We start from the raw sequence: 26,706 nt of genomic DNA on the forward strand, positions 1-26,706 counted from the left end.
TATTCCGTGACGGCTGAGTCCTCTGGTTGTTCCGTCACAGCGGGCGGTCGTCCTCGGGGTTCTCCGGTGGGGCGATGGGCGCGTCGTCCGCCGGTGGCGCGACGGCAGCGTCGTCGGACGAAGTCGCGTCCTCGGACGTCGCGCTTGCCGAATCAGCGGTGTCGTGCTCCACGGTCGGGCTGGTGTCGGGGCGGGACTCGGAGAGGATGCGGGCGAGGGTCTCCTCGGAGATCCGCTTGAACTTGCGCACCTGGCTCCGGGTCCGGTCGAGCACCGCGACCTCGAGCTGGTCGGGCGTCAGCTGCCGGACGTCCGTGCCGTCGTGCCCGAGGGCGTCCACCGCGAGCCGGAGGGCCCCGGCCAGGGAGATGCCGTCCTGGAAGTGCTCGCCGATGTAGTCCGCGACCTGATCGGCCGGGCCGCCCATCACGGCGTACCCGCGGACGTCCGCGATCGAGCCGTCGTAGGTGAGCCGGTAGATCTGGTCCTCGGCCGTCGAGCCGCCGACCTCGGCGACCAGGATCTCCACCTCGAGCGGCTTCTCACCTCCCGAGGAGAAGATCGCGCCGAGGGTCTGCGCGTACGCGTTGGCCAGCGCGCGGCCGGTGACGTCGCGCCGGTCGTACGAGTACCCGCGCATGTCCGCCAGCCGGACGCCGGCGATCCGCAGGTTCTCGAACTCGTTGTAGCGGCCGACGGCGGCAAACGCCATCCGGTCGTAGATCTCGGCCACCTTGTGCAACGCGGGCGAGCGGTTCTCCGCGACGAACAGGATGCCGTCGGCATACTGCAGCGCGATCGCGCTGCGGCCCTTGGCGATGCCTTTCCGGGCGAAGTCCGCCCGGTCCCGCATCAGCTGCTCGGGCGAGACGTAAAAGGGAACGCTCATCGAAGGTGTCGTCCTCTGTCAGTCGATCGGGTCAAGGGTCACGTCAGGGAGGCCGCGGCCGGACCGTCGGGACGCTCGTGCCGCTGCGCCCAGGCCGCGTCGACGAGCGCCGCCACCTCGTCCTCGGGCAGCCGCCGGTAACCGTCCGCGGTGACCACGCCGACCACCGGGAAGATCCGCCGCAACATGTCCGGACCACCGGTCGCCGAGTCGTCGTCGGCCGCGTCGATCAGGGACTGGATCGTCATCGTGACGCAGTCGGTCTCGGACGCGTCCTCGCGGTACAGCTTCTTCAGCGCGCCGCGGGCGAACAGCGAGCCCGAGCCGACGCTGTGGAAGTGGTGCTCCTCGTAGCGGCCGCCGGTGGCGTCGTAGGAGAAGATCCGCCCGCCCTTGATGTCCTCGTCGTAGCCCGCGAACAGCGGCACCACGGCGAGTCCCTGCATCGCCATCGCCAGGTTGCCCCGGATCAGCGCGCTGAGCCGGTTGGACTTGCCGTCCAGGCTCAGCGTCGCGCCCTCGAGCTTCTCGTAGTGCTCGAGCTCGACCTGGAACAGCCGGACCATCTCGATCCCGAAGCCGGCCGAGCCCGCGAACGCGACCGCGGAGTACTCGTCGGCGGGGAACACCTTCTCGATGTCACGCTGGGCGATGATGTTGCCCATCGTGGCCCGCCGGTCGCCGGCCATCACGACGCCACCCGGGAAGGTGGCCGCGACGATCGTCGTACCGTGCGGGACGTCGGCGGAAAAGTCGGCCTGCCCCAGGCTGCGCCGTCCGGGCAACAGGTCGGGCGCGTGCCCGGCCAGGAAGTCCATGAACGACGAGCCACCTGGGGTCAGGAAGGCTTCCGGCAACCGGCCGGAGGCATCGAAAGTCATCGAGCGGTTCACTCCCCACCCTTTTGCACGAACCCGCGGACGAACTCCTCGGCGTTCTCCTCGAGCACCTCGTCGATCTCGTCCAGGATCGAGTCCACGTCCTCGTCGAGCCGTTCCTTGCGCTCGGCGACATCCTCGGACGTCTCGACCTGCTCGATCTCTTCCTCGCTCGACGAACGCTTCGGCTGCTTGTGCTGCTGACCGCCGTCCTTCGCCATGGCCACACACCTCCTAGAACCGCTGGGAGGGCCACCTGACCGGCCCTCAATAGCGACCCTACCCGGCGGCACCCCCAGTGATGGTGCGAACCAGGTCACTCGCGGTGTCGCACTGGTCCAAAAGTGCCCCGACATGCGCCTTGGTGCCCCGCAACGGGTCCAGCGTCGGGATCCGCTGCAGCGACTCCTTGCCCGGCAGGTCGAAGATCACCGAGTCCCAGGAGGCGGCCGCGACCTGCGGCGCGTACTGCTGCATGCAGCGGCCGCGGAAGTAGGCCCGGGTGTCGACCGGCGGGTGCGCGACCGCCATCCGGATCTCCTCGTCGGTGACGATCCGCTGCATCCGGTTCGACTTCACCAACCTGTAATAAAGACCCTTGTCCGGCCGCAGGTCGGCGTACTGCAGGTCGATCAGGTGCAGCTTCGGGTCGTCCCACTCCAGGCCGTCGCGGTCGCGGTACTGCTGGAGCAGTTTGTACTTCGCGACCCAGTCGAGCTGGTCGGACAGCTTCATCGGGTCGGTGGCGAGCTGGTCGAGGACCTGCTCCCACCGGTTCAGCACGTCCTTGGTCTGCCGGTCCGCGTCGTCGCCGTACTTGTCCTCGACGTACTTGCGGGCCTGCTCGAGGTACTCCGTCTGCAGCTGGACGGCGGTGAGCTTGCGCCCGTCCTTGAGCGTGATCAGGTGTGTGCAGGACGGGTCGTGGCTGACCTCGTGCAGCGCGCTGACCGGCCGGTCCACGCCGAGGTCGTCGGTCAGCCAGCCGTCCTCGATCATCGCCAGCACCAGCGAGGTGGTGCCGACCTTCAGGTACGTCGAGATCTCGGAGAGGCTCGCGTCGCCGATGATTACGTGCAGCCGGCGGTAGCGGTCCGGGTTCGCGTGCGGCTCGTCGCGGGTGTTGATGATCGGCCGCTTGAGCGTCGTCTCCAGGCCGACCTCGACCTCGAAGTAGTCCGCGCGCTGGCTGATCTGGAAGCCGTGCTGGGCGCCGTCCTGGCCGAGCCCGACCCGGCCCGCGCCGGTGACCACCTGGCGGCTGACGAAGAACGGCGTCAGGTGCCGCACGATCGCCGCGAACGCGGTCGACCGGCGCATCAGGTAGTTCTCGTGCGAGCCGTACGACGCGCCCTTGTTGTCGGTGTTGTTCTTGTAGAGGTTCAGCTGCGGCGCGCCCGGGATCAGGCGGGCCTGCCGGGCGCCCTCCATGATCACCAGCTCGCCGGCCTTGTCCCACACCACCGCGTCCCGCGGGTTGGTGGTCTCGGGCGCCGAGTACTCCGGGTGGGCGTGGTCGACGTACAGCCGGGCGCCGTTGGTGAGGATCACGTTCGCCAGGCCGGTCTCCTCGTCGGTGAGCTGGCTCGAGTCGGCCACCTCCCGGCTGAGGTCGAACCCGCGCGCGTCCCGCAGCGGGTGCTCCTCGTCGAAGTCCCACCGCGTCTTCCGCGCGAGCGGCTGCGTCTGGGCGTAGCCGTTCACCACCTGGCTCGAGGTCAGCATCGGGTTGGCCCCGGGCTGGCCCGGCACCGAGATCCCGAACTCGGTCTCGGTACCCATGATCCGCCGAACACTCATGCCCACGAGCCTACGCGGTCCCTACGGCTAAACGAGTTGCTGTGTCCACAGGGTTACCTGTGAAACTGCCGGGATGGAGGAATTGGTCGCGATCCTGGACGAAGACAACCGTGTCATCCGATCCGTGCCGCGGTCGGTGATGCGCCGCGACAACCTGCGGCACGCGGCGACCGGCGTCGTGGTGCGGAACCCGTCCGGCGACATCTACGTGCACCGCCGGACGCCGACGAAGGACGTGTACCCGGGCCGCTACGACTTTGCCGCCGGCGGGGTCGTCGCGGCTGGTGAGGACCCCTTCGACGCGGTGGTCCGCGAGCTCGAGGAGGAGCTGGGCATTGCGGGTGTAGAGCTCACACGACTGCCTGAGGGCGATTACGCCGACGACCGGACGACGTACCACGCCTACCTGTACACGTGCGTCTGGGACGGCGAGGTGAGGCACCAGCCGGAGGAGGTCGAGTGGGGCGGCTGGATGTCACCGGCGGACCTGGTGGCGCGGCTGGACGACCCAGACTGGTCGTTCATGCCGGACACGGTCGGGCTGCTCGGTGCGTACGTCAGGGGTCTGCAGGTGACGGTCAGCGAGGGCTGGGACAGCGATGCGTGGGTCGAGGGCCCGTGGCTCTACCGGTCACCTCGACGGGCTGCGGTCCGTCCCCGGCTGCTTGCTGAAGCGACCCTCCTCCCCTGGCTCGCGCCACAGCTGCCGCTGCCGATACCAGTACCGTCGCTGACGGACGACGGCGTACGTCACCTGCTGCTGCCCGGCCAGCCGTTCGCTGGAGGTTGCCGTGAGACAGGTCGGCAGCTCGGTGCGTTTCTGAAGGCGCTGCACGCTGTCGACGTGGACGAAGCGGTCGCGCACGGCGCACTGGACGCTGCAACGGCGGCTGCGGAGAAGGCGGTCGTGCTGGACGAGTTCCGGACGCAGGTGGTGCCGCTGCTCCCTGTTGAGGTCCGGGGAGCTGCGGAGGCGTTGCTGGGGCGCGTTGCGAGGGTACGGACGTCCCTGGTGCACGCTGACTTCGGGCCAGACCACATCCTGATGTCGGACGGTCAGCTGACCGGTGTCATCGACTGGACCGACGCCGAGATCGGTGACCCCGCCCTGGACCTCGCCTGGGCCTTGAGCTGCGAGGGCGTCGCTGAGACCTACCAACCCAGCCCTGAGCTGCGCGAACGGGCACAGGACTGGGCTTGGCTCTCCCCTTGGTACGGGGTCCACCGCGGCCTGCTACTGGACCTACCAAACGACGTGGAGACCGGGCTACGCGAGATCGTTGCAACCATCGGCGGGACTCGCGGGCACTTACCGGTGTGACTGAATCGGACCCCCAGGTGTGGGAGCGGCTGCGCCAGGGCGATCACCAGGCTCTTGGCGAGCTGTTCGACCGCCACGCGGACGCGGTGTACGCGTTCGCGTTCCGCCGTACCGCGTCATGGACAGCCGCCGAGGAGGTGGTGCAGGCGACGTTCGTGACCGTGTGGCGGAAGTTCCAGCGCAGGCCGCCCGGCCCATTGGCGTCGCCGAGCGCCCGCGCCTACCTGCTGGTGGTGGCGGGCAACGAGTGCCGCACGGTCGCTCGTGCCAGCACCCGGTTCCGTCGGCTGGTCGAGCGGCTCCCGGAAGTGGCACCGGGACCGGACCATGCCACCGACGTCGCCCGCCGGTTGGACGACGAGCGGCAGATGTCCGCCGTACGTCGGGCCGTCGCGAAGCTGCCCAGGCACGAGCGGGAGACGCTCGAGCTGGTCATCTGGGCCGGCCTGACGCAGACCGAGGCCGCTGAGGCTCTCGGAGTATCCGTCGGCACCGTCAAGGCCCGCCTGCACCGCACCCGCCGCCGCTTCCCCGACCTGCTCAGCCAGGTCGCCCTTCTCGAGGAGCTCTCATGACTACGAAGCTCGATCCGCCGCAGGTCCCCCCGCTGACCCCGGCGCAGCACACACGCCTCCGCAACCGCGTGCTGGACCAGACCCAGCCGGCAGGTGCGGCACGTCGTCGCTGGATCGCACCGGTCGCCGCTGTCGGGGCGGTCGCCGCCGTCGCTGCCGTCGCTGCCGGCACGGTCGCTGTGGCCGACCGGATCCACGACCAAGGGGTTCCGGTCAGCGAGACGCCAACGGCTACGCCAAGCGTCAAGGTCAAGAACTCGCTCCCGCCGAACGCTGACACCGATCTGCCGCTCCCGACATCGGTCGACCTCGGGCCGGTCCCCGCCAACGAGGCGAATGCGGCCGCCCAGGCGTCCTGCCGGTTTCCGAACGGCCGCAGCAAGCCCGTCCAGGTCCTCTGGGACCGCCGGGTCCGCGGCCTCTCTCCCACGAGCAAGCTGATGATCCTGCTCGTCAAGGGACCGCCCCAACCGGGCGGCTACTACGACCAGGGCATCGCCCTGTGCCAGCCGGGTATGAACATCGTTGCGGTCAGGGACACGGACTGGGCCCCACAGCCCACCAAGGCCCAACCCCTCACCCGCATCGGCGGCTCCGGCTTCAGCACCGGCCCGACGGAGAGGTCCTTCCAGTTCTGGAAGCTCTACCGAGCCCACCCCACAGTCGCCCGCATCGAGTCCCGCTACGTCTGGAAGGGCGGCGCCGCCCCCTGGATCAGGGGCATCGTGACCAACGGCTACGCCTACACCGACAGCCGAGCCATCCTCCACGACAACTCCACCCCGACCGAACAGGTCCGGGCGTACGACGCGAGCGGACACCGGATCCCGCTGTAAGAAGCCAAGTCACCGGGCCAGCAGCGCGGACAGTTTGTACGTCAGTTTTCCCGATCTCGTCTGCACGGTGAAGACGGCTTTCTCCGGCGGCCTGTTCTCGGTGACGGTGACCGGGCTCGAGAAGGTGTTGCTGTCGACGTACTGCTTCGCCCGGAGATCGAACCTCTTGATCCGCTGCCAGCCGTCGTAGACCTCGATCAGGTTGCACGCTTGCGTCGTACTGCCCTTGGTCCGCCCGGTGAACATCGAGTACGAGTACGACTCGACGTACCCGGCCGCGTTGATCCGCCGCCCCGTCAGGGTGGCGGATCCGCACGTGTAGTACTTGTCCTCGAACGGGTACGGCGTACTCGACAGCAGAGCGACCGTCGTGTCTTCCTGCTTCTGCCACTGTGCCTGGACATACGGGACGCCCCAGTACCAGATCGCGCCCAGGCCCAGCGCGGTGGCCACGATTGTCCCCACGCGCTGCCGCCAAGGACGGAGGACCAGGTATGCGGCGACCAGAACGGCGACGACCATGCAGCCGCTGAGCCAGTCGCTGAGGAAGTACGCGCCCGCACGCCGAGCGTCGACGTCGTACACCGCGGAGTAGTTGTAGCGCGGCCATCTCCCGCGAAGCAGGTAACGGCCCACGAGCCACGGGAGCACCACCGTTGCGCAGGTCGCTACGCCGATTCCGATGGCGATCTTGTCCTTGGTCCGCCTCCGTTGGATCCGGAGGCCCTGGTCCCGGCGAATGGCCTCCTTCTGACGCTCCCGCTCGGCCTTCGACTCGGCCTGCGCCGCCTTACGGGCCGCGTCCCTCTCCGCTTTGGCCTTCGCGGCGGCCGCGCTCTGTCGTGACTCGACCTCCTCGAACCACGACGGGAAGACCAGGGTGACCACCGCGGCCTCGACGAAGTTCTCCAAGTTCAACTCACGCGATATCGAGACTTTGAGCTGATCGGTCCGCTCGACTGACCGCCTGTCCGACAGCAGCTCCCGGGCGCGACTCCACACCATCTTCCGCTTTTCGTCGCTCAACGCCGCGTCGAGGAGGGTCCCCTCCAGTCGTGGGACGGCGTCCGTGACGAGTTTCCGCACCTCCGGCTGCGCCCAGAACCCCGTTTGTAGCAGTCCCGTGTCGATGCGGCGCCACCACATGGCCAGCAGGTCGTCCGCTCGCGACAGGAGCGGCTCCTCAGCGTGTTGACCGACGACCGAGAGCACGGACGAGCTGCGCAACTCATGGACCCACTCGACCGCGGCCGCATCGCCTTTCAGCGCGGCCCGGATCGTCTTGGTGAGCTCCGCACCGGAGAGCTCCCGGCCGCGGAACGACGGCTCGTGCTCGGGATCGAGCAGCAACTGGAGCTCGACCGCTGCGCGCCCCGGCGAGGTAGCACCCGAACGCACGGCGTCGAGGATGCCGTCGGCCTCGTCGCCGACGGGCGTCTCGTGCAACCACGCCCGCAGGTCCGACACGCGGACACCGGCGAGGTGGTCGCGGGCGACCGTGAAGTTCTCCCGGATCGCGCGCGCCAACTCTGCCGGCTCGGTGCACTGCACCCCAGCGAAGTGGTACGACTTCCGGGCGCGGCGCCGGCTGATCGGCGTCCGGTTCGGCCAGTGCGCGGTGATCGCCGGCGACCCGCCCGCGATCCACTCCGTGACCTGGGCCCAGACCCAGCGGCCTTCGGCCGGTGACAGGAGGCCGTCGAGCAGGAGCTTCCAGCGCGGGTCGGTGACCTCGTCGTACGACCAGGACTGCTCGAAGTACGCCGCGCGCACCCGCACCTCGCTCAGTACGCCGTCTCCGCCAGGGATCGCGTGCAGGTGACGACCGGTGAGCAGCTCGTGGACGATGACACCCAGCCCCCACCAGTCGTTTGCCTTGTTGCCGCGCCCGACGCTGCCCTCCGGCGAGGTGTAGATGTAGGTACCGGCCACCGAACCGATCGCGTTGGACAGGACCCCCATCCGGGCGAGGCCGAAGTCGGCCAGCACGCAGTCCAGTGGAGTCTCCCGCCGGATCAGGATGTTCTGCGGTTTCAGATCCCGGTGTGACACGCCGAGCGCGTGCACATGGTCGAGCGCCTGCCCGATCTCCTTCAGGACGTCGAGCACGAACTCGGGCGCCTGCGGGCCGGCACCGCGACGGTTGACGAGATCCTCCAGGCTGCCGAGCGGGAGGTACTCCTGGACCTCCCACACCTGGAAGTCATCGGAGTGGAGCGTGAACTCCAGGACGTGATCCGTGTCGGCGGACTCCAGCGGTTTGATCGCGTCCTGGTCGAGCACCTTCGACGCGTCCGGCCGGTAGATCTTGATCGCGACCTCCTGACCGTTGCTCCGGTCCCGGAACAGGACGACATCGGCCTGAGCGCCACCCGACGACAGCTCCCGGACGTACTCGTACCGCGCGTCCACCTCAGGCGGAGGTATCAACCGCGCCCGCGACACGTGCCGCCCGACCGACGCTTCGTCCCCCTCGTGCCGAGTCACCGGCGCCCCGGTCCGCTCACTCTCGTGCCGCGTCACCGGCCTGGCCCGATCGTCCGCCGACTCGTGCCGCGTCACAGGTCGTTCCGTCATCTGCGCACCCCCGTAGCAAAAGCTGATCGCCCCAGCAACGCCACCCTGGCGCCGACCAGCGCGAGAACCAGCGCTGTCGGATCGGTCCACGAGGCACCGTTGGTGAGCACGAAGTTGGTCACGGCCGAGCCGGCGGCCATCAGGCCGACCGCGATGCCGACGTTCACGAACCCGAGCAGGAAGCAGGCGCCGAAGGCCACCACCAGGTAGAGGGCCCGCGGTCCAGGGTCGAGGTAGTACAGCGGCACGTTCCCCGGGCTCACCAGGAACAGGACGACGTCGACGATGGCGAAGTACACCTGAGCACGCCGCGGCGAGACCAGGTTCGCGATCCCACCGCGCGCCGCGCCAACGAGGAAACAGGCCGTGAGCAGGACGAGCAGCACGTACGGATAGACGGGCTGGTCCGGGTACCGACCGCCAAGCTCCCAGATCTCTGTGATCGACCCGGCCAAGCAGACGAAAGCCAGCAGCCAGTGAACGACGGCGTCGGCGCCGATGCGGGAGAGGACACCGCACGTGAACCCGAGGAAGAAGCCTCCGGCGATGACCGACGTCCCGAGCTGATGTGCCTCGGCAAGCTGGGCGACCGCGATGCCGCCGAGGATGAGTGACGGCCACAACGACGCGCTGTCGACGGAGTACCGCCGGAAGAATCCCCAGCGATGAGCGTGGAACTGTCGCGGTCCCGCGCCGATCTTCGGTCGGGCGCCTTTCAGGACCCAGAACAAGAACGGGACCAGGACCGCGGCCGCGAGGAGGATGGTGAGGGTCATCGGCTGGGCTCCCGGGGGTCTGGTGGTACGAGGTCCAGGACGATGAGCGAGACGTTGTCTGGGGCGCCGTTCTTCAAGGTCGCGGCTGTTAGGTCCGTGACTGCCTGCTCGGGTACGCCGGGCTTGCCGATTGGGCCGGCGAGCAGGGCGCGTAGGTCGTCTGCGGCGACGACGTCGGTGAGGCCGTCGGTACAGATCAAGAGGCGGACCGGACGGACGATCGGGTAGGTCTCCACCGCGGGGTCCGGGGACGACGTGTACATGGACAGGCTCTGCGTCAGGACCGTCGCGCCGTCCCGATGTGGATCTGGCCGGCGATCGGGCACGGTCAGCTCACCGACCGACCCCTCGGCGATCCGGAAGACCGCGCTGTCACCGACGGCGAACACGCTGAACCGCGTCGCGGTCACCGCCACACCCGCCACTGTCGAGCCCAGGCCTCGCAGTCCGTGGACGTCGTCCGACACCGTCTGAACCGCCCGCGCTGCAGCCGCGACCCGCTCGGTGATCGTCCCGGGCTCGACGTCGGACAACGGCCGGGCGGCCAGGGTGGCCGCGGCCACCCGCGACGCGACCGAGCCGCCGGCGTGCCCGCCCATCCCATCGAAGACCGCGGCCACGTACGGGTCTTCGCCCGGCCGGAGGACCTGCTCGCGGGCATAGGTACCGTCGCGCGCGGACAGCCAGGTGTTGATCAGCAGGCAGTCCTGGTTCTCGGTTCGCACGCGGCCGACGTGGGTTCGCGCCGCGATCCGCAGGATCGTCATGACTCCTCCCCCGCGATCACGTCGATCGTGAGCACCGCCGCCCGGCCGAGCCGAACCTCGTGCAGGCCCGGGTCGAGTGGCACCGGACGGTTGCCGGCAGGTCGACCGTCGACAACGGTTCCGTTGACCGAGCCGACGTCGGCGAGTACGACACCGGTGTCGGCGACCGTCAGCTCGGCGTGCTGTCTCGATACCCCGTCGTACGACGCCAGCCCGTCCGCGATGCGGGCGTCCGAGCTGTCCCGGCCGATGGCAACAACAGCCATCGGCCGAATACCGACGGTCGCGCCGTCAGGTAGCCGCAACCGGACCGCCGAAACGCCGACCGGCGGCGCGCTGGTCGCGGTGATCGGCGGAACTGGATGGGCACAGCGGGGACAGACCGTCGCACCAGGCGGGTAGGGCTCGGCGCACCACTCGCGTGGACAGATACCGGTCCCCGCCGCGGGCCGGATCGGGGACTCGACCGGAGTGATCTCTTCCACAGGCGCGGCCGGAAGCAGCGTCAGGTTGGAGAAGCAACGAGGGCAGAGCAGAAGGTCCGCCTGGATACCTTCGGCTTTGCAGTGCGGACAGGTCATGGTCGCCACGACACCCCGTCCAAACCGACGCCACGGTCGCGAAGGCGCAGCTCGAAGTCATCGAGGTCTCCCCGGTTCGGGATCCCGATCAGCAGGACGGCTCCCTCGTCGACGGCCACCTCGAGCCGGGCGCCGTCCGCGGCGAGCCACGATGCATAGCGGTCGCGGGCCTCGGGAGACCGGTAGTTCACGACTTGGTTGCTGGAGGCCACCAGCCGGCCAGCTGCCGGAAGGTCACGCCGAAACGGTCCGGCGACGACGCAATCAGCCTGAGCGATCAGCTCGGGCGCTCTTCGGGCAGCGGCCGCTTCCGTGCGGCCGGTGAACACCAGGACGTCGATCAGCTCCGGATCGAGGAGTCGACGGACCTCTCGGACGAGTCTGCTCAGGGCCTCGGGCTGGTTCGTCGGCTCCCCGCCGGTGATGGTCAGACCGTCCAGATACCCGGACCGGATCTGTTCGGCAACGGCAGCGGCGACTTCGTCGGTCGCCAGCACCCGCCCGCCGCTCGGGTCCCAGGTGTCCACGGACGCGCAGCCGACACATCCGATGTCGCAGCCTTGAACCCAGAGCACCACCCGATGACCCGGTCCCAACGCGGTCACAGGGGCGACCAACCGGGTGATCCGCAGGCTCAGACCAGTTTCGTCGTGAACCATCCGCCCTCCTCCCGGACGAGTGCATTCACCGTGGCTGTGGTCGTGCCGGCGGGGAGGTCGAACAGGGCGCGGGCCAGCGGGTTCACCAACAACGTGGACTCGACTACGCGCTCGATGCCACGACCGCCCTTCGACAGGTCCGCGACGGCCAGCTCGACGATGTCCCGGCGTACCTCGGGCGCGAGCGTCAGCTCGACGCCGTGCTGCTCCGCGGCCCGCCGCATCACGTTGCCGACGGCGTTGTCCGCGAGCTCCACGGCGGTGACCGGGTCGATGTAGTCGAACACCACGATGTTGTCGCCGATCCGGCCGAGCAGCTCCGGGCGGTGGATGGTGACCGAGAACTCATGCTCGATCGCGTGCTTCACGACCGCCTCGAGCTCCGCCCCCACCGGCACGGGCTCCCCCGGTCGCAGCTCCGGGACGCCGAGGTTCGAGGTGAACACGATGATGGTCTCGCCGAAGTGGACCGTGTCGCCGCTGCCGTCGGTCAGCCGGCCGTCCGAGAGGATCTGCAGGAACTTGTCCAGGATCCGCGGATGCGCCTTCTCGACCTCGTCGAACAGGACGACACAGAACGGCCGCTGCCGGACGGCGTTGGTCAGCTCACCCCCCTCGCCGTGGCCCTCGTACCCCGGGGGCGAACCGATCAGCCGGGCTTCTGAGTGGTCGGCGGCGAACTCTGACATGTCGAACCGCACATAGGCGTTCTGGTCGCCGAAGACCAGGTGGGTGATGCGCTTGGCCAGCTCGGTCTTGCCGACACCGGTCGGGCCCGCGAAGAACAGGATCCCTCGTGGCCCGGTCGCGTCGCCGCCGCGCTCGGCGCCGCTCATGCCGGTGTTGGAGCGGATCAGGATGTCCAGGGCGTGCCGGACCGCCCGGCGCTGACCCTTGACCTTCGCAGTCAGGACGGCCTCGCCCTTCCGGAGCCGATTTCGCAGCTCGGTGTCCGCCCACGGGTTGTCCGTCATGCCGATCTGGTACGCCCGTACGGCATCGTCGATCCGCTCCGGCCCGAGGTTCTGGTCCAGGGCCAGCTGGGTGGTCGCGATCATCGCCCGCAGCGACATCCCGACCGAGCGCTCGGCGAAGCGGTCGGCCGCGTCCTCCAGCGCAGGACGGGTCAGCTGGTCGCCACCCTGCATCGATCCGATCAGGCTGCGCGCGAGCCGCAGCCGAACACCCAGCTCCGGCTGCGGCACCGAGATCTGGCGAATGCCCTCGGACCCGCCGGTGAGCCACGGCGGCAGGTCGGCCGGGCGGTCGACCAGCCACAGGACGGGATTGAACAACCCGGTCGTCCGCTCGTGCCCCACGACGGTCGGTACGGCGTCGTGGATCACGGCCAGAGCCGACTGCATGAAGGCATGCTCGGCATCGCTCGGTGGCGTCCCGGCCGGTCGCCACTGCGACACATAGTCGATCGTCAGCGCCAGGCGCGTGTCGCGACAGGAAGTGACCGCACGGAGGAGGCCGGTCAGCTGGTCCGGACCGATCGGTCGGCTTCTGAAGTCACCGCTCAGGCCAGTCGCCTGCGCGACGGCTCGGAGGGCCGCCGGCTCGTTGGGATAGACCTGGACGCCACCAGGCGTGTGCCGGATGACGGCCGCGTAGCCGCTTCTCCGCAAGGTGTCCCAGAGGGCGGGGTGCAGGTCGAGCGGCGCCCAGCGACCGTCGGCGATCGGTACCAGGTAGCGGTCACGCAGGTTCCCGTGCAGGACGTACGCCGGTGTCACCGTCAGCGAGGAGTCGATCTCCCGCAACCAGGCTGGGTGCTCGTCGAGCCCGCGCGGACTCATAGCTGCTTCCTACGAACGGCCGGCCTGGTCGACGTCACCATCCGCCGACGCGCGTGCCGCTGAACCGGAAGCTCACCTGGCGGACGCTGGTACGTCAGCGTGGTCGGGACACCGCGGTCGCTCAACCCATCACGCAGCTGGTCGATGGCGTCGCACGTCGACTTGTCGAAGGCGGCGTCGTCCCGCGCATCGGTGTTCTCGAACGCGACCGGGATGGTGTGCACGCCCTCGGCATCGGCCGGAAACACGACCTTCAGCCCGTGGTGCGGCCAGTCGGCTCCGGAGACCATCGCCACGGTCGCGCCGGTCGACGGCTCGACGTCGACGCCGTACCCCATCTCGCGGAGCACTGCCGTGGCTTGGTCGACAGCGAAGCGCTGGTCAGCTTGCCTGGTCCGGCGCAGCTCCAGGTCGCGCAACGCTCGGACGGCGCCATCCAGATCACCGTCGGGCAACTGCGCGATCAGCGCCTGCGCCTGCTCTCCCTGCGCGGTGTCACTGGCGAGGAGTACGGCGTACTCGTAGGTGAGCTCGCGCGTCCGCTCGGCGCGGCGCTGAGCGATCTGTTGCCGCTTGAGACCCTGGGTGACTCTGGCCTCCATCTCGGTCAAGAAGCCCAGCGCTCTCGCCGACGACGAGCGACCGTCCGTCACGACGCCAGCCAGCTTCCGGATGTCGGCCTGGAACGACGCATCCAGACGCACAGCAAGCTCCAGCACCGCGTCGACCCGGTGCGCCAGTTGCTCGCCGGTGCCGGACTTGGCTGTCGGGCGTGGTGCCTCTCGGGCTGTACCGCGGAACCGCATCGTCGGAAGCGCGACCTGCAGCGCGTCGATTTCACGCTCCAGCGCCTGCTTGGCGCGCTCCGACCTAACGCTTTCGGCTGCGGCCACCAGGGCCCGCTCTTCGGCCGCCAAGGTGTTGTCGAGGTCGTTCAAGCGTTCGACGTCAGCGGTTTCCAGGCGACTGATCCGGGTGGCCGAGACCCTCGCGGCCGCAGTCTTCCCGACTTCGGCACGCAGGATCGTGACGGCCGTCAGCCGGGCGTTGACCCTGGCCATCGCCGCCTCGATCGCGCGGCGGCGCAGCTCCTCGGCGCTGACGATCTGGTAGCCGAACCCCGCCGACCCGCTCATGTAGCCCCCTCCGACGCCCCACCCACGCTGTCATCTGACGGACAGCCGCGAGGTCGGGACGACGGGGGCGCTCAGCGGCGGCGGGCCATGGTGCGTGCGAAGTTGATACCGAGGAGGCCGAACCAGGCGATGATCACGCCGGGCATTCCGACCATGGCGGCGGCGATCGCGGTGATCGGGATCGCGACCACGACCGAGACGATCGCGAGGGCCAGGCCGCCGGGGTCGGGTTCGCGGCTCGGGTGCCGTGGCCGGGCCGGCTCGGGGTGGCCGGCGTACGGCAGGGGCATGCCGCGGCGCTGGGCGTCGCGCTGGTCGAGCTTCTCGAGGAAGCTGTCGATGAGCTCGTTCTCGTACTCCTGGCCCAGCTCCTGCCGGGCCGCCACCGCTGCCCGCAGGTCCTTGCGCACCTCGTCCGTCGCCATACCAGCAAGGTACGGCGGCGCGCCGCCGGCCGAAATCAGGGAAACCCCCCGATCGCACCGGGGGTTTTCACTACCCTGCCGTCCCGCGGTCAGGCCATCCCGCCGTTCACCCGGATCGTCTGCGCCGTGATCCACGCCTGTTCGGGTTGGCAGAGGAACGCGCGTCGTGGATCTCGCCGAGCCGGTTGCCGATCGAGCGGGCCTTCGCGCCGGCGATCGACTCGTCGGTCTCGACGGGGTAGTAGAACGACGTGTTCAGCGGCCCGGGGGCGACGCAGTTCGCGGTGATCCCGCGGGCGCCGACCTCCTTGGCGAACGCGTTCGTCAGGTGCTCCACCGCGCCCTTGCTGCCGGCATACACGCCGTGGAACGGGATCGGTCCCGACGGCTTCCAGCGGCAGGTACTGCGTCGCGAGCCGTACGTCGTCGTGCTCGGCGAGCAGCACCCACTCTCCCGCCGCGACCAGATCTCCCTCGCCGATCTGCGTGGTGAGACGTTTCGGTTCATCGCGCGCGAGCTCGCCCCGACGTACTACGACGCCGTACTCGCCGCATTGCACAGCACTGGCGAAACGTTCCGCCTGTGGGAGAGTCCGACCCCAGGGCTGCGCAGTCTCCGCCTCCGTGACCCTGAGGGCGGGTTCACCCTCCTTCCCGAACCGGTGGCCGCGCGCCTGGCTGACGTGCGCTGTCTTCCGTTGACCGACGCCCTGCCGGCCTGCGAGGTGCATGCCGTCTGGCGCCCGTCCTCGGCCGTCGCGCGCGTCTTCGTCGCGACCGCTCGCACTGCGTTGTCACAGCACAGACAACTGCCCCCGGACCGAGGTCCGGGGGCAGTTGGTTGACGCGGGAGTTACAGGTACTGACCGGTGTTGGTCGCGGTGTCGATCGACCGGCCGGGCTCGGTGCCCTGCTTGCCGGAGATGAGGGTACGGATGTAGACGATCCGCTCGCCCTTCTTTCCGGAGATCCGGGCCCAGTCGTCCGGGTTGGTGGTGTTCGGCAGGTCCTCGTTCTCCTTGAACTCGTCCACGCAGGCCTGGAGCAGGTGCTGCACCCGCAGGCCCTTCTGGTTCTCGTCCAGGAACGCCTTGATCGCCATCTTCTTCGCCCGGTCGACGATGTTCTGGATCATCGCGCCCGAGTTGAAGTCCTTGAAGTACAGGACCTCCTTGTCGCCGTTCGCGTAGGTGACCTCGAGGAACCGGTTCTCGTCGGCCTCGGTGTACATCCGCTCGACCGTGCGCTGGATCATCCCGTTCACGCACGACGCCCGGTCGCCGCCGAACTCGCTCAGGTCGTCGGCGTGCAGCGGCAGCGAGGCGGTCAGGTACTTCGAGAAGATGTCCCGGGCGGACTCGGCGTCCGGCCGCTCGATCTTGATCTTCACGTCCAGCCGGCCCGGCCGCAGGATCGCCGGGTCGATCATGTCCTCGCGGTTGGAGGCACCGATCACCAGGACGTTCTCGAGGCCCTCGACACCGTCGATCTCGCTCAGCAGCTGCGGGACGATGGTGTTCTCGACGTCGGAGGAGACGCCGGAGCCGCGGGTGCGGAACAGCGAGTCCATCTCGTCGAAGAACACGATCACCGGCATGCCCTCGGAGGCCTTCTCGCGCGCCCGCTGGAAGACCAGGCGGATGTGCCGCTCGGTCTCACCGACGTACTTGTTGAGCAGCTCCGGGCCCTTGATGTTGAGGAAGAACGACTTCTGCTCGGCCACCCCGGTCCGCTCGGCGACCTTCTTGGCCAGCGAGTTCGCCACCGCCTTCGCGATCAGCGTCTTGCCGCAGCCGGGTGGGCCGTAGAGCAGCACGCCCTTCGGCGGCTTGAGCTCGTGCTCGAGGAACAGGTCCTTGTGCAGGTACGGCAGCTCGACCGCGTCCCGGATCTGCTCGATCTGACCGGCCAGGCCACCGATCTGGGTGTAGTCGATGTCCGGCACCTCTTCGAGCACCAGCTCCTCGACCTCGGACTTCGGGATCTTCTCGTAGACGTACCCGGAGCGTGGCTCCAGCAGCAGCGAGTCACCGGTCCGCAGGGCGATGTCGAGCAGCGGCGACGCGAGCCGCACGACCCGCTCCTCGTCCGCCTGCGCGATCACCAGCGCCCGCTCGCCGTCGGCGAGCAGTTCCTTCAGCATCACCACGTCGCCGACGACCTCGAAGTCGCAGGCCTCGACCACGTTGAGTGCTTCGTTCAGCATCAGTTCCTGGCCGAGCCGGAGCGCGTCCAGGTCGACCGAAGGGCTGGCCGCCACCCGGAGCTTGCGGCCCCCGGTGAACACGTCCAGCGTGTCGTCATCGTTACGTCCGAGGAAGGTGCCGAAACCGGACGGCGGCTGGGCCAGCCGGTCGACCTCCTCCTTCAGGGCGATGATCTTCTCTCGCGCCTCCCGCAGCGTGTCGGCCAGCCGCTCGTTCTGAGCGGTGACACTCGCCAGGGAAGCCTGTGTTTCGGACAGCCTGCTCTCGAGCGACCGGCTGTCTGCCGGGTGCTCGAGCAGCCGTCGTCGCAACGCCGCGACTTCGGCCTCCAGGTACCGGACCTGGTTACGCAGTTCTGCCGCGGTAGGACTCTCGTCTCCAGCCACGATCATCACCTCACCATGTGGGGCTCGACCCTATGGACCTTACCCAGAAAACCTCACTGGGCAAGCTGAATCCCATCACGTGTCGGTTGCGGATGACGGCAACCGGCGAGGTGCGTCGCATCACGTTCGTGCAGCGGACCTCAGGACACGGAATCAGTTGCTTCCGGCCCGTCTTCGGAGGTAATGGGCTCCGTGACCTGTGCAGGTCGTTCTTCGCGCCGCGGGCCGGCGTAGTCGTCGCCGTAGGCACCCGGAGCCGGGCGGCGCTTCTTGCGGGGTGCCTGCACCCCGTGCGCCATCCGCCGGGCAGTGACCAGGAAGGCCGTGTGTCCCTGCATACGATGGCCCGGCCGCACGGCCAGGCCCTCTACGTGCCAGTCTCGCACGAGCGACTCCCATGCGCGCGGCTCAGTGAACTCACCGTGTGCCCTCAGCGTCTCCACGACCCGGCTCAGCTGGGTTGTGGTGGCGACGTACGCGCAGAACACCCCACCGGGTGACAGGGCCTCCGCGGCCACGTCCACGCACTCCCAGGGGGCGAGCATGTCCAGGATGACGCGGTCCACGTCCTGCTCGTTCAGCTTCTCGACCAGGTCGCCGACCTCGAGCCGCCACGCCGGGTGCTCGCCGCCGAAGAAACCGGTGACGTTCTTGCGGGCGACCTCGGCGAAGTCCTCGCGGCGCTCGAACGAGATGAGCTGCCCGTGGATGCCGATCGCGCGCAGCAGCGCGGTGGTCAGCGCGCCGGACCCGGCGCCGGCCTCGACCACCTTGGCGCCCGGGAAGATGTCGGCCATCGTGACGATCTGCGCGGTGTCCTTGGGGTAGATCACCGCCGCGCCGCGCGGCATCGAGACCGAGTAGTCGGCCATCAGCGGCCGCAGCGCGAGGTACTCGACGCCGCCCTTCGACCTGATCACGACCGCGTCCGGGCCGTCGATCAGGTCGTCGTGCGCGATCCCGCCCTTGGTGGTGTGGAAGATCTTGCCGGCCTCGAGCTTCACCGAGTGCCGGCGGCCCTTCGAGTCCTGCAGGGTGATCCACTCGCCCACCTGCAAGGGGCCGTGGTGGACCCCGGAGTACGCCTGGTCGGGGAAGTCGCGCAAGTCAGCCATAAGGCGCTCACCATAACTTTCCGTGACCCGTACGGCGTAACCGAGCCTTGCCCGGCCGAAGCCCCCGCCGCTGCCTCAGCCGTTGCGGAAAGCGCGCTCCACGTCACCGGTGGCGAGGACGCCGTACACCGCGCCGTCGCTGTCCAGGACGAGGTACTCCGAGGCCGGGTGCTCGCGGATCGTGGCCAGGATCTCCTCGCCGGTGTCGTTGACGCCGATGATGTGGCCCGCGCCGATCCGGGTGGAAACCTCGCTCACCGTGGTCCAAGGCCGCTGGTTCGGGGCCACCGCGGCGACGGCGGTCTCGGACACCAGCGCGTGCGGCTTGCCGTCGCCGTCGATCACCACGACCGCGCCGGCCTGGGCGTCACCGGCCAGCCGGACCGCCTCGGCCAGCGGCGTACCGGAGTGGACCGCGATCGCGCGGCGCGCCAGCGTGCGGACCTGGAGGGTCGGGAGTTTTCGCCGGAGCCGGGCCTGCATCAGGGCTGCGGTGGAGCCGCTCCAGAGGAAGAAGCCGATCAGCAGGGCGATGACGAAGTCGAGGATCGACGGTTGCCGGTTCCAGACCTCCTCGGTCAGCACCGGGGCGGCCACGACGGCCAGCGCGAGCACCCGCCCGGCCCACGCGGCCACGATCGTGCCGGTGTGCATGTTGCCGGTGAGCTTCCAGACGATCGCCCGCAGCACCCAGCCGCCGTCCAGCGGGAGTCCGGGGAGCAGGTTGGTCACGCCGACGATCAGGTTCGCGACGCCGAGCTCCCAGAGGGCGACGTACCCGACGCCCTCGTCGAAGGCGCGCGAGGCGAAGTACGCCAGGCCGCCGACCACCAGCGACGCGATCGGGCCGACCACCGAGACGGCGAACTCCTCGAGCGGTGACTTCCGTTCGCCCTCGATGTGCGTGCCGGCCGCGAAGAAGCCGAGGTTGATCTCCGAGACGCCGATACCGAACCGCATCGCCATCAGCGCATGGGCCAGCTCGTGCACCAGGATCGACAGCGTGAACGCGACCACGAACGCGAACGCGGCCAGGTAGCGCCAGCCGCCGAGCTCGGGGAACTGCTGCCCGATGATCGCGGCGAAGCCGACCGCCAGCAGCATCGCCACCGGCAACCAGGTGAATCGCATGGTCAACCGGATCCCGCGGATACGACCGAGCACCCAGGTCCCGGGCGGCGGAGGGCCGGCCGGCTGGGCGGGGTTCTGGGGGTCACGCGAATCAGGCATCGAGCCAACGCTACTGGTCCGCAGGTAACTCCGTGCTACACACCCACCGTCAGAGCCGCAACACAGGTTTTCCACAGGCTCGGGCGGGGTGTGCACGAAGTGTCGGCGGGAGCGCCTAGGGTTTTGGCATGAGTGTTGCTGCAGCTGCTGACGTTCACGAGCATCCGCGCGGGGCGCTGTCGCCGTCCCGGGCGGCGGACTTCATGAGCTGCCCGTTGAAGTACCGGTTCCGGGTGGTGGACCGGTTGCCGGAGAAGCCGTCGTCGGCTGCTGTCCGCGGGACCGTCGTACACGGGGTGCTGGAGCGGTTGTTCGACCTGCCGCGGGGTGAGCGGACGCTGCAGCAGGCGGCGGAGATGCTCGAGCCGCAGTGGCAGCGGGTGCTGGAGACGGAGCCGGAGATCGCGGAGCTGTTCGCCGAGGACGAGTCCGGCGAGGAGTTCGCACGCTGGCTGGCCGAGGCGCAGCAGCTGCTCGGGAAGTACTTCACCCTCGAGGACCCGAACGCGCTCGAGCCCGCCGAGCGCGAGCTGTACGTCGAGACCGAGCTCGAGTCCGGTCTGGTACTGCGGGGGTACGTCGACCGCCTCGACGTCGCGCCGACCGGGGAGATCCGGGTCGTCGACTACAAGACCGGCCGCTCCCCCTCGGAGTTCTTCGAGGCCAAGGCGCTCTTCCAGATGAAGTTCTACGCGCTGGTCCTGTGGCGCCTCCGCGGCGTGGTCCCCGCGATGCTCCAGCTGGTCTACCTCGGCAACGGCGAGATCGTCCGCTACATCCCCGACGAAGCCGACCTCCGCGCCTGCGAACGCAAGGTCTCCGCCCTCTGGAACGCGATCACCAAGGCCCTGGACTCCGGCGACTGGCGCCCCAGCCCCGGCCCCCTCTGCGACTGGTGCGACCACAAAGCCCTGTGCCCCGCATGGGGCGGCACACCCCCACCCCTCCCCACCCGCACCGTAGAAGAAGTAGCCACCGAATCCGCCGGCATAGACCTAATCTCCATAGACGGCTGAGCACACCACCGGCTTGGCCGGGGTGGGGGCTGGAACCTTGGGTGGATAGCGTTCGTCGCATGAGTGTGGATGTGGCGGCAGTGCGGGCTGTGGCGGTCAGTAAGTGGTACGGGGGTGGGCAGACCCGGGTGATCGCGCTGGACGAGGTCAGTGCCGAGTTCGGTAAGGGCCGGTTCACCGCGATCATGGGGCCGTCGGGGTCGGGGAAGTCGACGCTGCTGCACTGTCTGGCCGGCCTGGATCGGCCAACCGACGGGAGCGTCTACCTCGGCGACGTCGAGCTCGGCAAGTTGCCGGAGAGGCAGCTGACGCATCTGCGGCGGGACCGTATCGGATTCGTGTTCCAGGCGTTCAACCTGGTGCCGACCCTGACCGCGCTGGAGAACATCACGCTCCCGCTCGATCTCGCCGGACGGAAACCCGACCAGGACTGGCTGACGACCGTCGTCGACACCATCGGTCTGGCCGACCGGCTCGGGCACAAGCCGTCAGAGCTGTCGGGCGGTCAGCAGCAGCGGGTCGCCTGCGCCCGCGCCCTGATCTCGAAGCCGGAGGTGGTCTTCGCCGACGAACCGACCGGCAACCTCGACTCCCGCTCCTCCGCCGACGTGCTCGGCTTCCTCCAGCGCTCGGTCCGGGAGTTCGACCAGACCGTCGTCATGGTCACCCACGACCCGACCGCTGCGTCGTACGCGCACCGCGTCCTCTTCCTCGCCGACGGCCGGCTGGAGTCCGAGCTGCAGGACCCGACGGCCGAGACCGTGCTCGACACGATGAAGCAGCTCGACGCCGCCGTGGCCGGCTGATGCTCAAGCTGGGTCTCCGGTCGGTGCTCGCGCACCGGCTCCGGTTCGTCCTGTGCACGGTCGCGGTGATGCTCGGCGTCGCGTTCGCCGGCGGCGCGATGGTCTTCACCGACACGCTCTCCACCGCGCTGAAGAAGAACTTCGCCGTGAGTACGGCGGACGTCACGGTCACGCCGGCCACTCCGATCGACAGCGACTCGAATCTCCCCGCGACGTTCCAGGCCGACGTCGTCGACCGCGTGCGCGCCGTACCCGGTGTGGCCGGTGCCTACCCACAACTCCTCGTCAGCGGCGTACAGATCCTCGCCCTCGACGGCAACCCGATCACCACCTACGGCCTGACCACCTTCGGCTTGTCCTGGCCGGGCGACACCCGCACCGCACCCTTCAAGCTCCTCGACGGTACGGCGCCCTTCGGCACCGGCCAGATCGCGCTGGACGAGTCGACCGCGAGCCGCGAGGGGTACGACGTCGGCGACCAACTCCGGGTAATCACGCCGACCAGAGCCGTCACCGCCACCCTGACCGGAATCACCACGCCCGCGCTCGCCGGCGTCGCGGCCGGCCAGCCGATGGTCAGCTTCGACCGCGCCACCGCGCAGCTCCTCCTGCTCGGCAAACCGGGCTGGACCTCGATCACGGTCACCGTCGCCCCTGGATCGGACGCCGCAACAGTCAGCGCCGCGATCAGCAAAGCGCTCGGCGACGGGGTCAAGGTCCGGACCGCGGCGCAGGTCACCACCGACGGCGAGCACGACCTCGACCGGACGTTCGGCGGCCTGAGCACCCTCCTGCTCGCCTTCGCCGGCCTGGCCCTGTTCGTCGGCACGTTCCTGATCGTCAACACCTTCGCGATGGTCGTCGCGCAACGTTCCCGCGAGCTCGCGATGCTCCGCGCGATCGGTGCGTCCCGCGGGCAGGTCACCGGCACGGTCCTCGCCGAGGGCTTCGTGATCGGCATGCTCGGATCGACCCTCGGTCTGCTGATCGGCATCGGCGTGGCCGTCGGGATCCGGTTCGCCTACGAGCGTCTCGACCTGCGCATCCCGACCGCCACTCTGCAGGTCACTCCGGCCACGATCATCGCCTGCTACATCATCGGCATCGGTGTCACGCTCGCCGCGGCATTTCCGGCCGCGCGCCGGGCCGGGAAGCTGCCGCCGATCGCTGCGATGCGCGACGACGTACCGACCCCTGAGCGCCGCCTGCTGACCCGGGTCGCCATCGGCGGGTTCCTCCTGCTGATGTCGCTGATCCTGCTCGCCATCGGTCTCAAGGCCGGTGCCCTCCCGGGCGCTCTCCTGGTCGGAGTCGGCGGCGCGATGACCATCCTCAGCGTGGTGATGATCAGCCCGCTGATCAGCCGGTACGTCGTCCGCCTGCTGATGCGGCCGTTCGGACGCAAGGCCCCGGTCACGCTCGGCCGCCGCAACGCCGAGCGGAACCCGCGCCGGACCTCCGCGACCGCCTCCGCGCTGATGATCTCGGTCGCGTTGATCAGCGGCCTGCTCGTGATCGCGGCCTCGGCCAAGGCCTCGATCAACCACAGCATCGCCGACGCCCTCGGCACCTCCGAGCTCGTCATCACGTCGAGCGGCCCGCCGAGCTTCAGCCCGGAGGTCGCCGACCGGACCGCGAAGGTCGCCGGCGTCCAGTCCGTCCACCGCGTCCGGCAGCAGACCGGCAAGGTCGGCTCGGCCACTGTCAAGGTCCGCGGAGTCAGCGACGGCACGCTCGACGGGCCGATCGCGGCGAAGTTCGACTCCGGTTCGGTGGCCGCGCTCGGCGCCGGGCAGGCCGTCGTACCGCGGAACCTGGCCAAGATGCTCAACCTGACCGTTGGCAAGACCTTCGAGCTCGCCACCGCGTCCGGCAAGCACAAACTGACGGTCGGCGCGATCCTGGCCCCCAACCGGCAGCTCAACGCGGTCGTCCTGTCGCTCCCGGCGTACGCCGCCGTCGGCGGGTCGCCGACCGACTCCGTCCTGTACGTCGAAGTTGCCAAGGGCACCCAAGTGGAACAGGTCCGGGCCGCGGTCCGCGCGCAGCTGAAGGACTACCCCACGATCGCCATCGCCGACCAGCAGGCCTACGCCGCCCAGGCCCGCGAGCCCGTGAACGGGATGCTGGCCGGCTTCGGCTTCCTGCTCGCGCTGGCGATCCTGATCGCGCTGCTCGGGATCGTGAACACGCTCGCCCTCGGCGTGGTCGAGCGGACCCGCGAGATCGGTCTGCTGCGGGCGATCGGGATGGACCGGCCGCAGCTCAGCCGGATGCTCCGGGTCGAGTCGATCGCGATCTCGTTGCTGGGCGCGCTCCTCGGCCTGGTGATCGGGGTCGCGTTCGCGGCGTCGATCCAGTCCACACTGGTCGACAACGGCCTGTCGGTGCGTGCCATCCCGGTCCTCCAGCTCGCCGTCGCCGTCCTCGTCGCGGGCCTGTTCGGCGTACTCGCCGCTGTTTGGCCGTCACGCCGCGCTGCCCGCCTCGACGTACTGCGAGCCATCGCGTCCGAGTGAGCAGTCACGGCCTACAGCCAGGGGCGTGGTTCGCAGGTAGCCTGCCGGTGTGCCGGGCACCGTGCAGTCCATCGAGCGAGCCGCGGCTGTGCTGCGGCTGCTGGCGGCCGCGCCGGACGGCCTCGGGGTCGCCGATCTCGGTAACGCGCTCGGCCTGGCGAAGACGACCGTGCACGGGATCCTCCGAACCCTGCACCAGGTCGGGTTCGTCGAGCAGGACCACAGCGGCGCGCACTACCACCTGAGCGACGCCTTCGGGCGGCTCGGTGAGACGTACCTCGACCCGAACGAGCTCCGCAGCCGCGCGATCAACTGGGCCGACTCGCTCGCCTCCCGCAGCGGCGAGGTCGTCCGCGTCGGCCGGCTCGTCGAGGGCAAGGTGGTCGTCGTCCACCATGTCTTCCGGCCGGACGACAGCGACCAGGACCTCGACGTCGGTACGACGCTCCCGCCGCACGCGACCGCACTCGGGAAGGCCGTGCTGGCGTTCGACACCAGCGGCGCCTCGCGGCCGCGCAAGCTGGAAGCATTCACGACCCGCACGATCACCGACCCGGCGAAGCTGTCCGAGGAGCTGGCCGCGGTCCGGGCCCGGGGCTGGGCCGGCGAGTTCGAGGAGCACACCGTCGAGCTGGCCGGCATCGCCGCCCCGATCCGCGGACTCGGCGGCCTGGTCGTCGGGGCGGTCGGCCTGGCCGGACGCGTGGAGCGCATCTGCGACAGCCGCCTGCGGCACCGCTCGGACCTGACCACTATGGTCCGGGCGACCGCCGAAGCCATCGCGCGAGACCTCCGGGACGACAGTTGAGTCCCCCGGCGGCGCGAAGGGAGCCGGGACATGGCTGAGCAGTACGTCGCGGCCGTGGACCAGGGCACGAACTCGAGCCGGTGCATCCTGTTCGACCGGCGCGGGCGGCTGGTGTCCGTGGCGCAACGCGAACACCGGCAGCTGTTCCCGCGGCCGGGCTGGGTCGAGCACGACGCCGAGGAGATCTGGCGGAACGTCGCCCGGGTGGTGCCGGCCGCGATCCGGCAGATCGGCGCCGAGCCGGCCCAGGTCGTTGCCATCGGCATCACCAACCAGCGGGAGACCAGCCTGCTCTGGGACAAGCTCACCGGGCAGCCGATCGGCCACGCGGTGACCTGGCAGGACACCCGGACCGACCGCCTGGTCACCGAGCTGGCCGGCGACGAGGGTCCGGACCGGTACGCCGACCGGTGCGGGCTGCCGTTGACGACGTACTTCTCGGCCCCGCGGATCCGGTGGATGCTCGACCACACGCCCGGGCTGCGGCAGCGGGCCGAACGCGGCGAGATCCTGTTCGGGACGATGGAGACCTGGCTGATCTGGAAGTTCACCGGCGGCCTGCACGTCACCGACGTGACGAACGCCAGCCGGACGATGCTGATGAACATCGAGTCGCTCGAGTGGGACGACACGCTGCTGGAGGCGTTCGACGTACCGCAGGCGATCCTGCCGGAGATCCGGCCGTCGTCCGGGGTCTTCGCGATCGCGACCGAGGTACTCCCCGGCGTCCGGATCGGCGCGGCGCTCGGCGACCAGCAGGCGGCCCTGTTCGGCCAGACGTGCTTCAGCCCGGGCGAGGCGAAGTGCACGTACGGCACCGGCTCGTTCCTGCTGATGAACACCGGGCAGGAGATCGTCCGGTCCAAGCACGGGATGCTGACCACGGTCGCGTACCAGATCGGCGACCACCCGGCGTCGTACGCGCTCGAGGGCTCGATGGCGGTGACCGGGTCGCTGGTGCAGTGGTTCCGGGACGGGCTCGGGATGATCCACACCGCGGCCGAGATCGAGACGCTGGCCCGGACGGTCGAGGACAACGGCGGCGCGTACATCGTGCCCGCCTTCTCCGGCCTGTTCGCGCCGCACTGGCGGAGCGAGGCGCGCGGGGTGATCGCCGGGCTGACCGGTTACATCACCAAGGGCCATCTCGCCCGGGCGGTGCTCGAGGCGACCGGCTTCCAGACCCTCGAGGTCGTGGACGCGATGAACGCCGACTCCGGGATCGCGCTGACCGCGCTCAAGGTGGACGGCGGGATGACGGCGAACAACCTGCTCATGCAGTTCCTCGCCGACCTGCTCGACGTCCGCGTCGTCCGCCCGATGGTCACCGAGACCGTCTCCCTCGGCGCCGCGTACGCCGCCGGTCTCGCCGTCGGCTACTGGCCGGACCTGGAGGGCCTGCGCAGCAACTGGCACCGCGCCGGCCAATGGCTCCCGAACATGGACCCAGCCCGCCGCGCCTCGGAGTACACGAACTGGCAGTCGGCCGTCCAACGCACCTTCAACTGGATCCGCCCAGAGGACTGATACGAGTTCACCGATGACGGGGCTCACTACACGGTCACTGTGGCCGGCTGACCGGTGTGGCGGGCCGGTG

General features: G+C 69.4%; 25 protein-coding genes. 9 read left to right on the forward strand and 16 right to left on the reverse strand.

The window, feature by feature from the left end; genetic code table 11:
• Nucleotides 1-34: 34 nt before the first annotated feature.
• Genes prcA through dop form a run of 4 tightly spaced genes read right to left on the reverse strand, consistent with a single transcriptional unit; the run spans nucleotide 35 to nucleotide 3,567 of the window.
• A complete protein-coding gene (gene prcA / locus AB0E69_RS06500; RefSeq protein ID WP_360140615.1) occupies nucleotides 35-889 on the reverse strand; it encodes a proteasome subunit alpha in 855 nt (284 codons plus the stop codon).
• Between the two features lie 38 nt (nucleotides 890-927).
• Nucleotides 928-1,770, reverse strand: coding sequence for a proteasome subunit beta (gene prcB, locus AB0E69_RS06505; RefSeq protein ID WP_360140618.1), 843 nt, complete (start codon nucleotides 1,768-1,770; stop codon nucleotides 928-930).
• A gap of 8 nt (nucleotides 1,771-1,778) precedes the next feature.
• The gene (locus AB0E69_RS06510; protein WP_360140621.1) at nucleotides 1,779-1,988 is read right to left on the reverse strand and encodes a ubiquitin-like protein Pup; all 210 of its coding nucleotides are present in this window, start codon (nucleotides 1,986-1,988) and stop codon (nucleotides 1,779-1,781) included.
• Between the two features lie 58 nt (nucleotides 1,989-2,046).
• Entirely contained in the window at nucleotides 2,047-3,567 is a 1,521-nt protein-coding gene (dop, locus tag AB0E69_RS06515) for a depupylase/deamidase Dop (RefSeq protein ID WP_360140624.1), read from the reverse strand.
• 73 nt (nucleotides 3,568-3,640) lie between these two features.
• Between dop and AB0E69_RS06520 the strand changes: the two genes are divergently transcribed.
• From AB0E69_RS06520 to AB0E69_RS06530, 3 genes are read left to right on the forward strand one after another with little or no spacing between them, the layout of a single operon-like run.
• On the forward strand, nucleotides 3,641-4,888 hold the full coding sequence (locus AB0E69_RS06520) for a phosphotransferase (RefSeq protein ID WP_360140627.1): 1,248 nt from the start codon (nucleotides 3,641-3,643) through the stop codon (nucleotides 4,886-4,888).
• Nucleotides 4,885-5,463: a sigma-70 family RNA polymerase sigma factor gene (locus tag AB0E69_RS06525; RefSeq protein WP_360140630.1), complete on the forward strand. Its 579-nt coding sequence runs from the start codon at nucleotides 4,885-4,887 to the stop codon at nucleotides 5,461-5,463. The genes AB0E69_RS06520 and AB0E69_RS06525 overlap by 4 nt, the downstream gene beginning before the upstream one ends.
• Nucleotides 5,460-6,299 (forward strand): hypothetical protein, encoded by an 840-nt coding sequence (locus tag AB0E69_RS06530; RefSeq protein WP_360140633.1) that lies wholly within the window; start codon nucleotides 5,460-5,462, stop codon nucleotides 6,297-6,299. Before AB0E69_RS06525 ends, AB0E69_RS06530 begins: the two co-directional genes overlap by 4 nt.
• 9 nt (nucleotides 6,300-6,308) lie before the next feature.
• Here AB0E69_RS06530 and AB0E69_RS06535 read toward each other — a convergent pair whose 3' ends face one another.
• From AB0E69_RS06535 to AB0E69_RS06575, 9 genes are all read right to left on the reverse strand, one after another.
• A complete protein-coding gene (locus AB0E69_RS06535; protein ID WP_360140636.1) occupies nucleotides 6,309-8,876 on the reverse strand; it encodes a protein kinase in 2,568 nt (855 codons plus the stop codon).
• Nucleotides 8,873-9,652, reverse strand: coding sequence for a hypothetical protein (locus tag AB0E69_RS06540; protein WP_360140639.1), 780 nt, complete (start codon nucleotides 9,650-9,652; stop codon nucleotides 8,873-8,875). Before AB0E69_RS06540 ends, AB0E69_RS06535 begins: the two co-directional genes overlap by 4 nt.
• Nucleotides 9,649-10,419, reverse strand: a complete 771-nt coding sequence (locus tag AB0E69_RS06545; protein WP_360140642.1) for a PP2C family serine/threonine-protein phosphatase — start codon at nucleotides 10,417-10,419, stop codon at nucleotides 9,649-9,651. Before AB0E69_RS06545 ends, AB0E69_RS06540 begins: the two co-directional genes overlap by 4 nt.
• The gene (locus AB0E69_RS06550; RefSeq protein WP_360140645.1) at nucleotides 10,416-10,685 is read right to left on the reverse strand and encodes an FHA domain-containing protein; all 270 of its coding nucleotides are present in this window, start codon (nucleotides 10,683-10,685) and stop codon (nucleotides 10,416-10,418) included. The genes AB0E69_RS06545 and AB0E69_RS06550 overlap by 4 nt, the downstream gene beginning before the upstream one ends.
• A gap of 311 nt (nucleotides 10,686-10,996) precedes the next feature.
• Nucleotides 10,997-11,659 (reverse strand): 4Fe-4S single cluster domain-containing protein, encoded by a 663-nt coding sequence (locus AB0E69_RS06555; RefSeq protein ID WP_360140648.1) that lies wholly within the window; start codon nucleotides 11,657-11,659, stop codon nucleotides 10,997-10,999.
• On the reverse strand, nucleotides 11,635-13,461 hold the full coding sequence (locus AB0E69_RS06560; RefSeq protein ID WP_360140651.1) for an AAA family ATPase: 1,827 nt from the start codon (nucleotides 13,459-13,461) through the stop codon (nucleotides 11,635-11,637). Before AB0E69_RS06560 ends, AB0E69_RS06555 begins: the two co-directional genes overlap by 25 nt.
• Entirely contained in the window at nucleotides 13,458-14,597 is a 1,140-nt protein-coding gene (locus AB0E69_RS06565) for a hypothetical protein (RefSeq protein ID WP_360140654.1), read from the reverse strand. Before AB0E69_RS06565 ends, AB0E69_RS06560 begins: the two co-directional genes overlap by 4 nt.
• A 71-nt stretch (nucleotides 14,598-14,668) precedes the next feature.
• Nucleotides 14,669-15,022: a hypothetical protein gene (locus AB0E69_RS06570; RefSeq protein WP_360140657.1), complete on the reverse strand. Its 354-nt coding sequence runs from the start codon at nucleotides 15,020-15,022 to the stop codon at nucleotides 14,669-14,671.
• 106 nt (nucleotides 15,023-15,128) lie between these two features.
• Nucleotides 15,129-15,359: an SDR family oxidoreductase gene (locus AB0E69_RS06575; protein ID WP_360140660.1), complete on the reverse strand. Its 231-nt coding sequence runs from the start codon at nucleotides 15,357-15,359 to the stop codon at nucleotides 15,129-15,131.
• 7 nt (nucleotides 15,360-15,366) lie between these two features.
• Here AB0E69_RS06575 and AB0E69_RS06580 point away from each other — a divergent pair, with 7 nt between their 5' ends.
• Nucleotides 15,367-15,867 carry a LysR substrate-binding domain-containing protein gene (locus AB0E69_RS06580; protein WP_360140663.1) on the forward strand — a complete coding sequence of 167 codons (501 nt, stop codon included), beginning with the start codon at nucleotides 15,367-15,369 and terminating at the stop codon, nucleotides 15,865-15,867.
• Nucleotides 15,868-15,875: 8 nt separating this feature from the next.
• Here AB0E69_RS06580 and arc read toward each other — a convergent pair whose 3' ends face one another.
• The 3 genes from arc to AB0E69_RS06595 form a co-directional block, all read right to left on the reverse strand.
• Nucleotides 15,876-17,621, reverse strand: a complete 1,746-nt coding sequence (arc, locus tag AB0E69_RS06585; RefSeq protein WP_360140666.1) for a proteasome ATPase — start codon at nucleotides 17,619-17,621, stop codon at nucleotides 15,876-15,878.
• A gap of 134 nt (nucleotides 17,622-17,755) precedes the next feature.
• Nucleotides 17,756-18,730: a tRNA (adenine-N1)-methyltransferase gene (locus AB0E69_RS06590; RefSeq protein ID WP_360140669.1), complete on the reverse strand. Its 975-nt coding sequence runs from the start codon at nucleotides 18,728-18,730 to the stop codon at nucleotides 17,756-17,758.
• 75 nt (nucleotides 18,731-18,805) lie between these two features.
• Nucleotides 18,806-19,960 (reverse strand): site-2 protease family protein, encoded by a 1,155-nt coding sequence (locus AB0E69_RS06595; protein ID WP_360140672.1) that lies wholly within the window; start codon nucleotides 19,958-19,960, stop codon nucleotides 18,806-18,808.
• A 128-nt stretch (nucleotides 19,961-20,088) separates the two neighbouring features.
• Here AB0E69_RS06595 and AB0E69_RS06600 point away from each other — a divergent pair, with 128 nt between their 5' ends.
• The 5 genes from AB0E69_RS06600 to glpK are packed head-to-tail and all read left to right on the forward strand — an operon-like array spanning nucleotide 20,089 to nucleotide 26,636.
• Nucleotides 20,089-20,976: a PD-(D/E)XK nuclease family protein gene (locus tag AB0E69_RS06600; protein ID WP_360140675.1), complete on the forward strand. Its 888-nt coding sequence runs from the start codon at nucleotides 20,089-20,091 to the stop codon at nucleotides 20,974-20,976.
• A gap of 59 nt (nucleotides 20,977-21,035) precedes the next feature.
• Entirely contained in the window at nucleotides 21,036-21,782 is a 747-nt protein-coding gene (locus AB0E69_RS06605) for an ABC transporter ATP-binding protein (protein ID WP_360140678.1), read from the forward strand.
• Nucleotides 21,782-24,301 carry an FtsX-like permease family protein gene (locus AB0E69_RS06610; RefSeq protein ID WP_360140681.1) on the forward strand — a complete coding sequence of 840 codons (2,520 nt, stop codon included), beginning with the start codon at nucleotides 21,782-21,784 and terminating at the stop codon, nucleotides 24,299-24,301. Before AB0E69_RS06605 ends, AB0E69_RS06610 begins: the two co-directional genes overlap by 1 nt.
• 49 nt (nucleotides 24,302-24,350) lie before the next feature.
• A complete protein-coding gene (locus tag AB0E69_RS06615; protein ID WP_360140684.1) occupies nucleotides 24,351-25,109 on the forward strand; it encodes an IclR family transcriptional regulator in 759 nt (252 codons plus the stop codon).
• Nucleotides 25,110-25,139: 30 nt separating this feature from the next.
• Nucleotides 25,140-26,636 (forward strand): glycerol kinase GlpK, encoded by a 1,497-nt coding sequence (gene glpK / locus AB0E69_RS06620; RefSeq protein WP_360140687.1) that lies wholly within the window; start codon nucleotides 25,140-25,142, stop codon nucleotides 26,634-26,636.
• The last annotated feature ends 70 nt before the right edge of the window (nucleotides 26,637-26,706 follow it).

Origin of the sequence: Kribbella sp. NPDC026611, from assembly GCF_040638345.1 — a bacterium.
In the GTDB taxonomy this organism is placed as follows: domain Bacteria; phylum Actinomycetota; class Actinomycetes; order Propionibacteriales; family Kribbellaceae; genus Kribbella.

Bases quoted from the DNA above. Each gene is read 5' to 3' on its own strand.
- AB0E69_RS06570 (WP_360140657.1), bottom strand. From the start codon at position 15,022: ATGGCGACGGACGAGGTGCGCAAGGACCTGCGGGCAGCGGTGGCGGCC.
- AB0E69_RS06540 (WP_360140639.1), bottom strand. From the start codon at position 9,652: ATGACCCTCACCATCCTCCTCGCGGCCGCGGTCCTGGTCCCGTTCTTG.
- AB0E69_RS06560 (WP_360140651.1), bottom strand. From the start codon at position 13,461: ATGAGTCCGCGCGGGCTCGACGAGCACCCAGCCTGGTTGCGGGAGATC.
- AB0E69_RS06530 (WP_360140633.1), top strand. From the start codon at position 5,460: ATGACTACGAAGCTCGATCCGCCGCAGGTCCCCCCGCTGACCCCGGCG.
- AB0E69_RS06610 (WP_360140681.1), top strand. From the start codon at position 21,782: ATGCTCAAGCTGGGTCTCCGGTCGGTGCTCGCGCACCGGCTCCGGTTC.
- AB0E69_RS06590 (WP_360140669.1), bottom strand. From the start codon at position 18,730: ATGGCTGACTTGCGCGACTTCCCCGACCAGGCGTACTCCGGGGTCCAC.
- AB0E69_RS06550 (WP_360140645.1), bottom strand. From the start codon at position 10,685: ATGGCTGTTGTTGCCATCGGCCGGGACAGCTCGGACGCCCGCATCGCG.
- AB0E69_RS06565 (WP_360140654.1), bottom strand. From the start codon at position 14,597: ATGAGCGGGTCGGCGGGGTTCGGCTACCAGATCGTCAGCGCCGAGGAG.
- prcA (WP_360140615.1), bottom strand. From the start codon at position 889: ATGAGCGTTCCCTTTTACGTCTCGCCCGAGCAGCTGATGCGGGACCGG.
- AB0E69_RS06605 (WP_360140678.1), top strand. From the start codon at position 21,036: ATGAGTGTGGATGTGGCGGCAGTGCGGGCTGTGGCGGTCAGTAAGTGG.
- AB0E69_RS06600 (WP_360140675.1), top strand. From the start codon at position 20,089: ATGAGTGTTGCTGCAGCTGCTGACGTTCACGAGCATCCGCGCGGGGCG.
- glpK (WP_360140687.1), top strand. From the start codon at position 25,140: ATGGCTGAGCAGTACGTCGCGGCCGTGGACCAGGGCACGAACTCGAGC.
- dop (WP_360140624.1), bottom strand. From the start codon at position 3,567: ATGAGTGTTCGGCGGATCATGGGTACCGAGACCGAGTTCGGGATCTCG.
- arc (WP_360140666.1), bottom strand. From the start codon at position 17,621: ATGATCGTGGCTGGAGACGAGAGTCCTACCGCGGCAGAACTGCGTAAC.
- AB0E69_RS06545 (WP_360140642.1), bottom strand. From the start codon at position 10,419: ATGACGATCCTGCGGATCGCGGCGCGAACCCACGTCGGCCGCGTGCGA.
- AB0E69_RS06520 (WP_360140627.1), top strand. From the start codon at position 3,641: ATGGAGGAATTGGTCGCGATCCTGGACGAAGACAACCGTGTCATCCGA.
- prcB (WP_360140618.1), bottom strand. From the start codon at position 1,770: ATGACTTTCGATGCCTCCGGCCGGTTGCCGGAAGCCTTCCTGACCCCA.
- AB0E69_RS06555 (WP_360140648.1), bottom strand. From the start codon at position 11,659: ATGGTTCACGACGAAACTGGTCTGAGCCTGCGGATCACCCGGTTGGTC.
- AB0E69_RS06595 (WP_360140672.1), bottom strand. From the start codon at position 19,960: ATGCCTGATTCGCGTGACCCCCAGAACCCCGCCCAGCCGGCCGGCCCT.
- AB0E69_RS06535 (WP_360140636.1), bottom strand. From the start codon at position 8,876: ATGACGGAACGACCTGTGACGCGGCACGAGTCGGCGGACGATCGGGCC.
- AB0E69_RS06510 (WP_360140621.1), bottom strand. From the start codon at position 1,988: ATGGCGAAGGACGGCGGTCAGCAGCACAAGCAGCCGAAGCGTTCGTCG.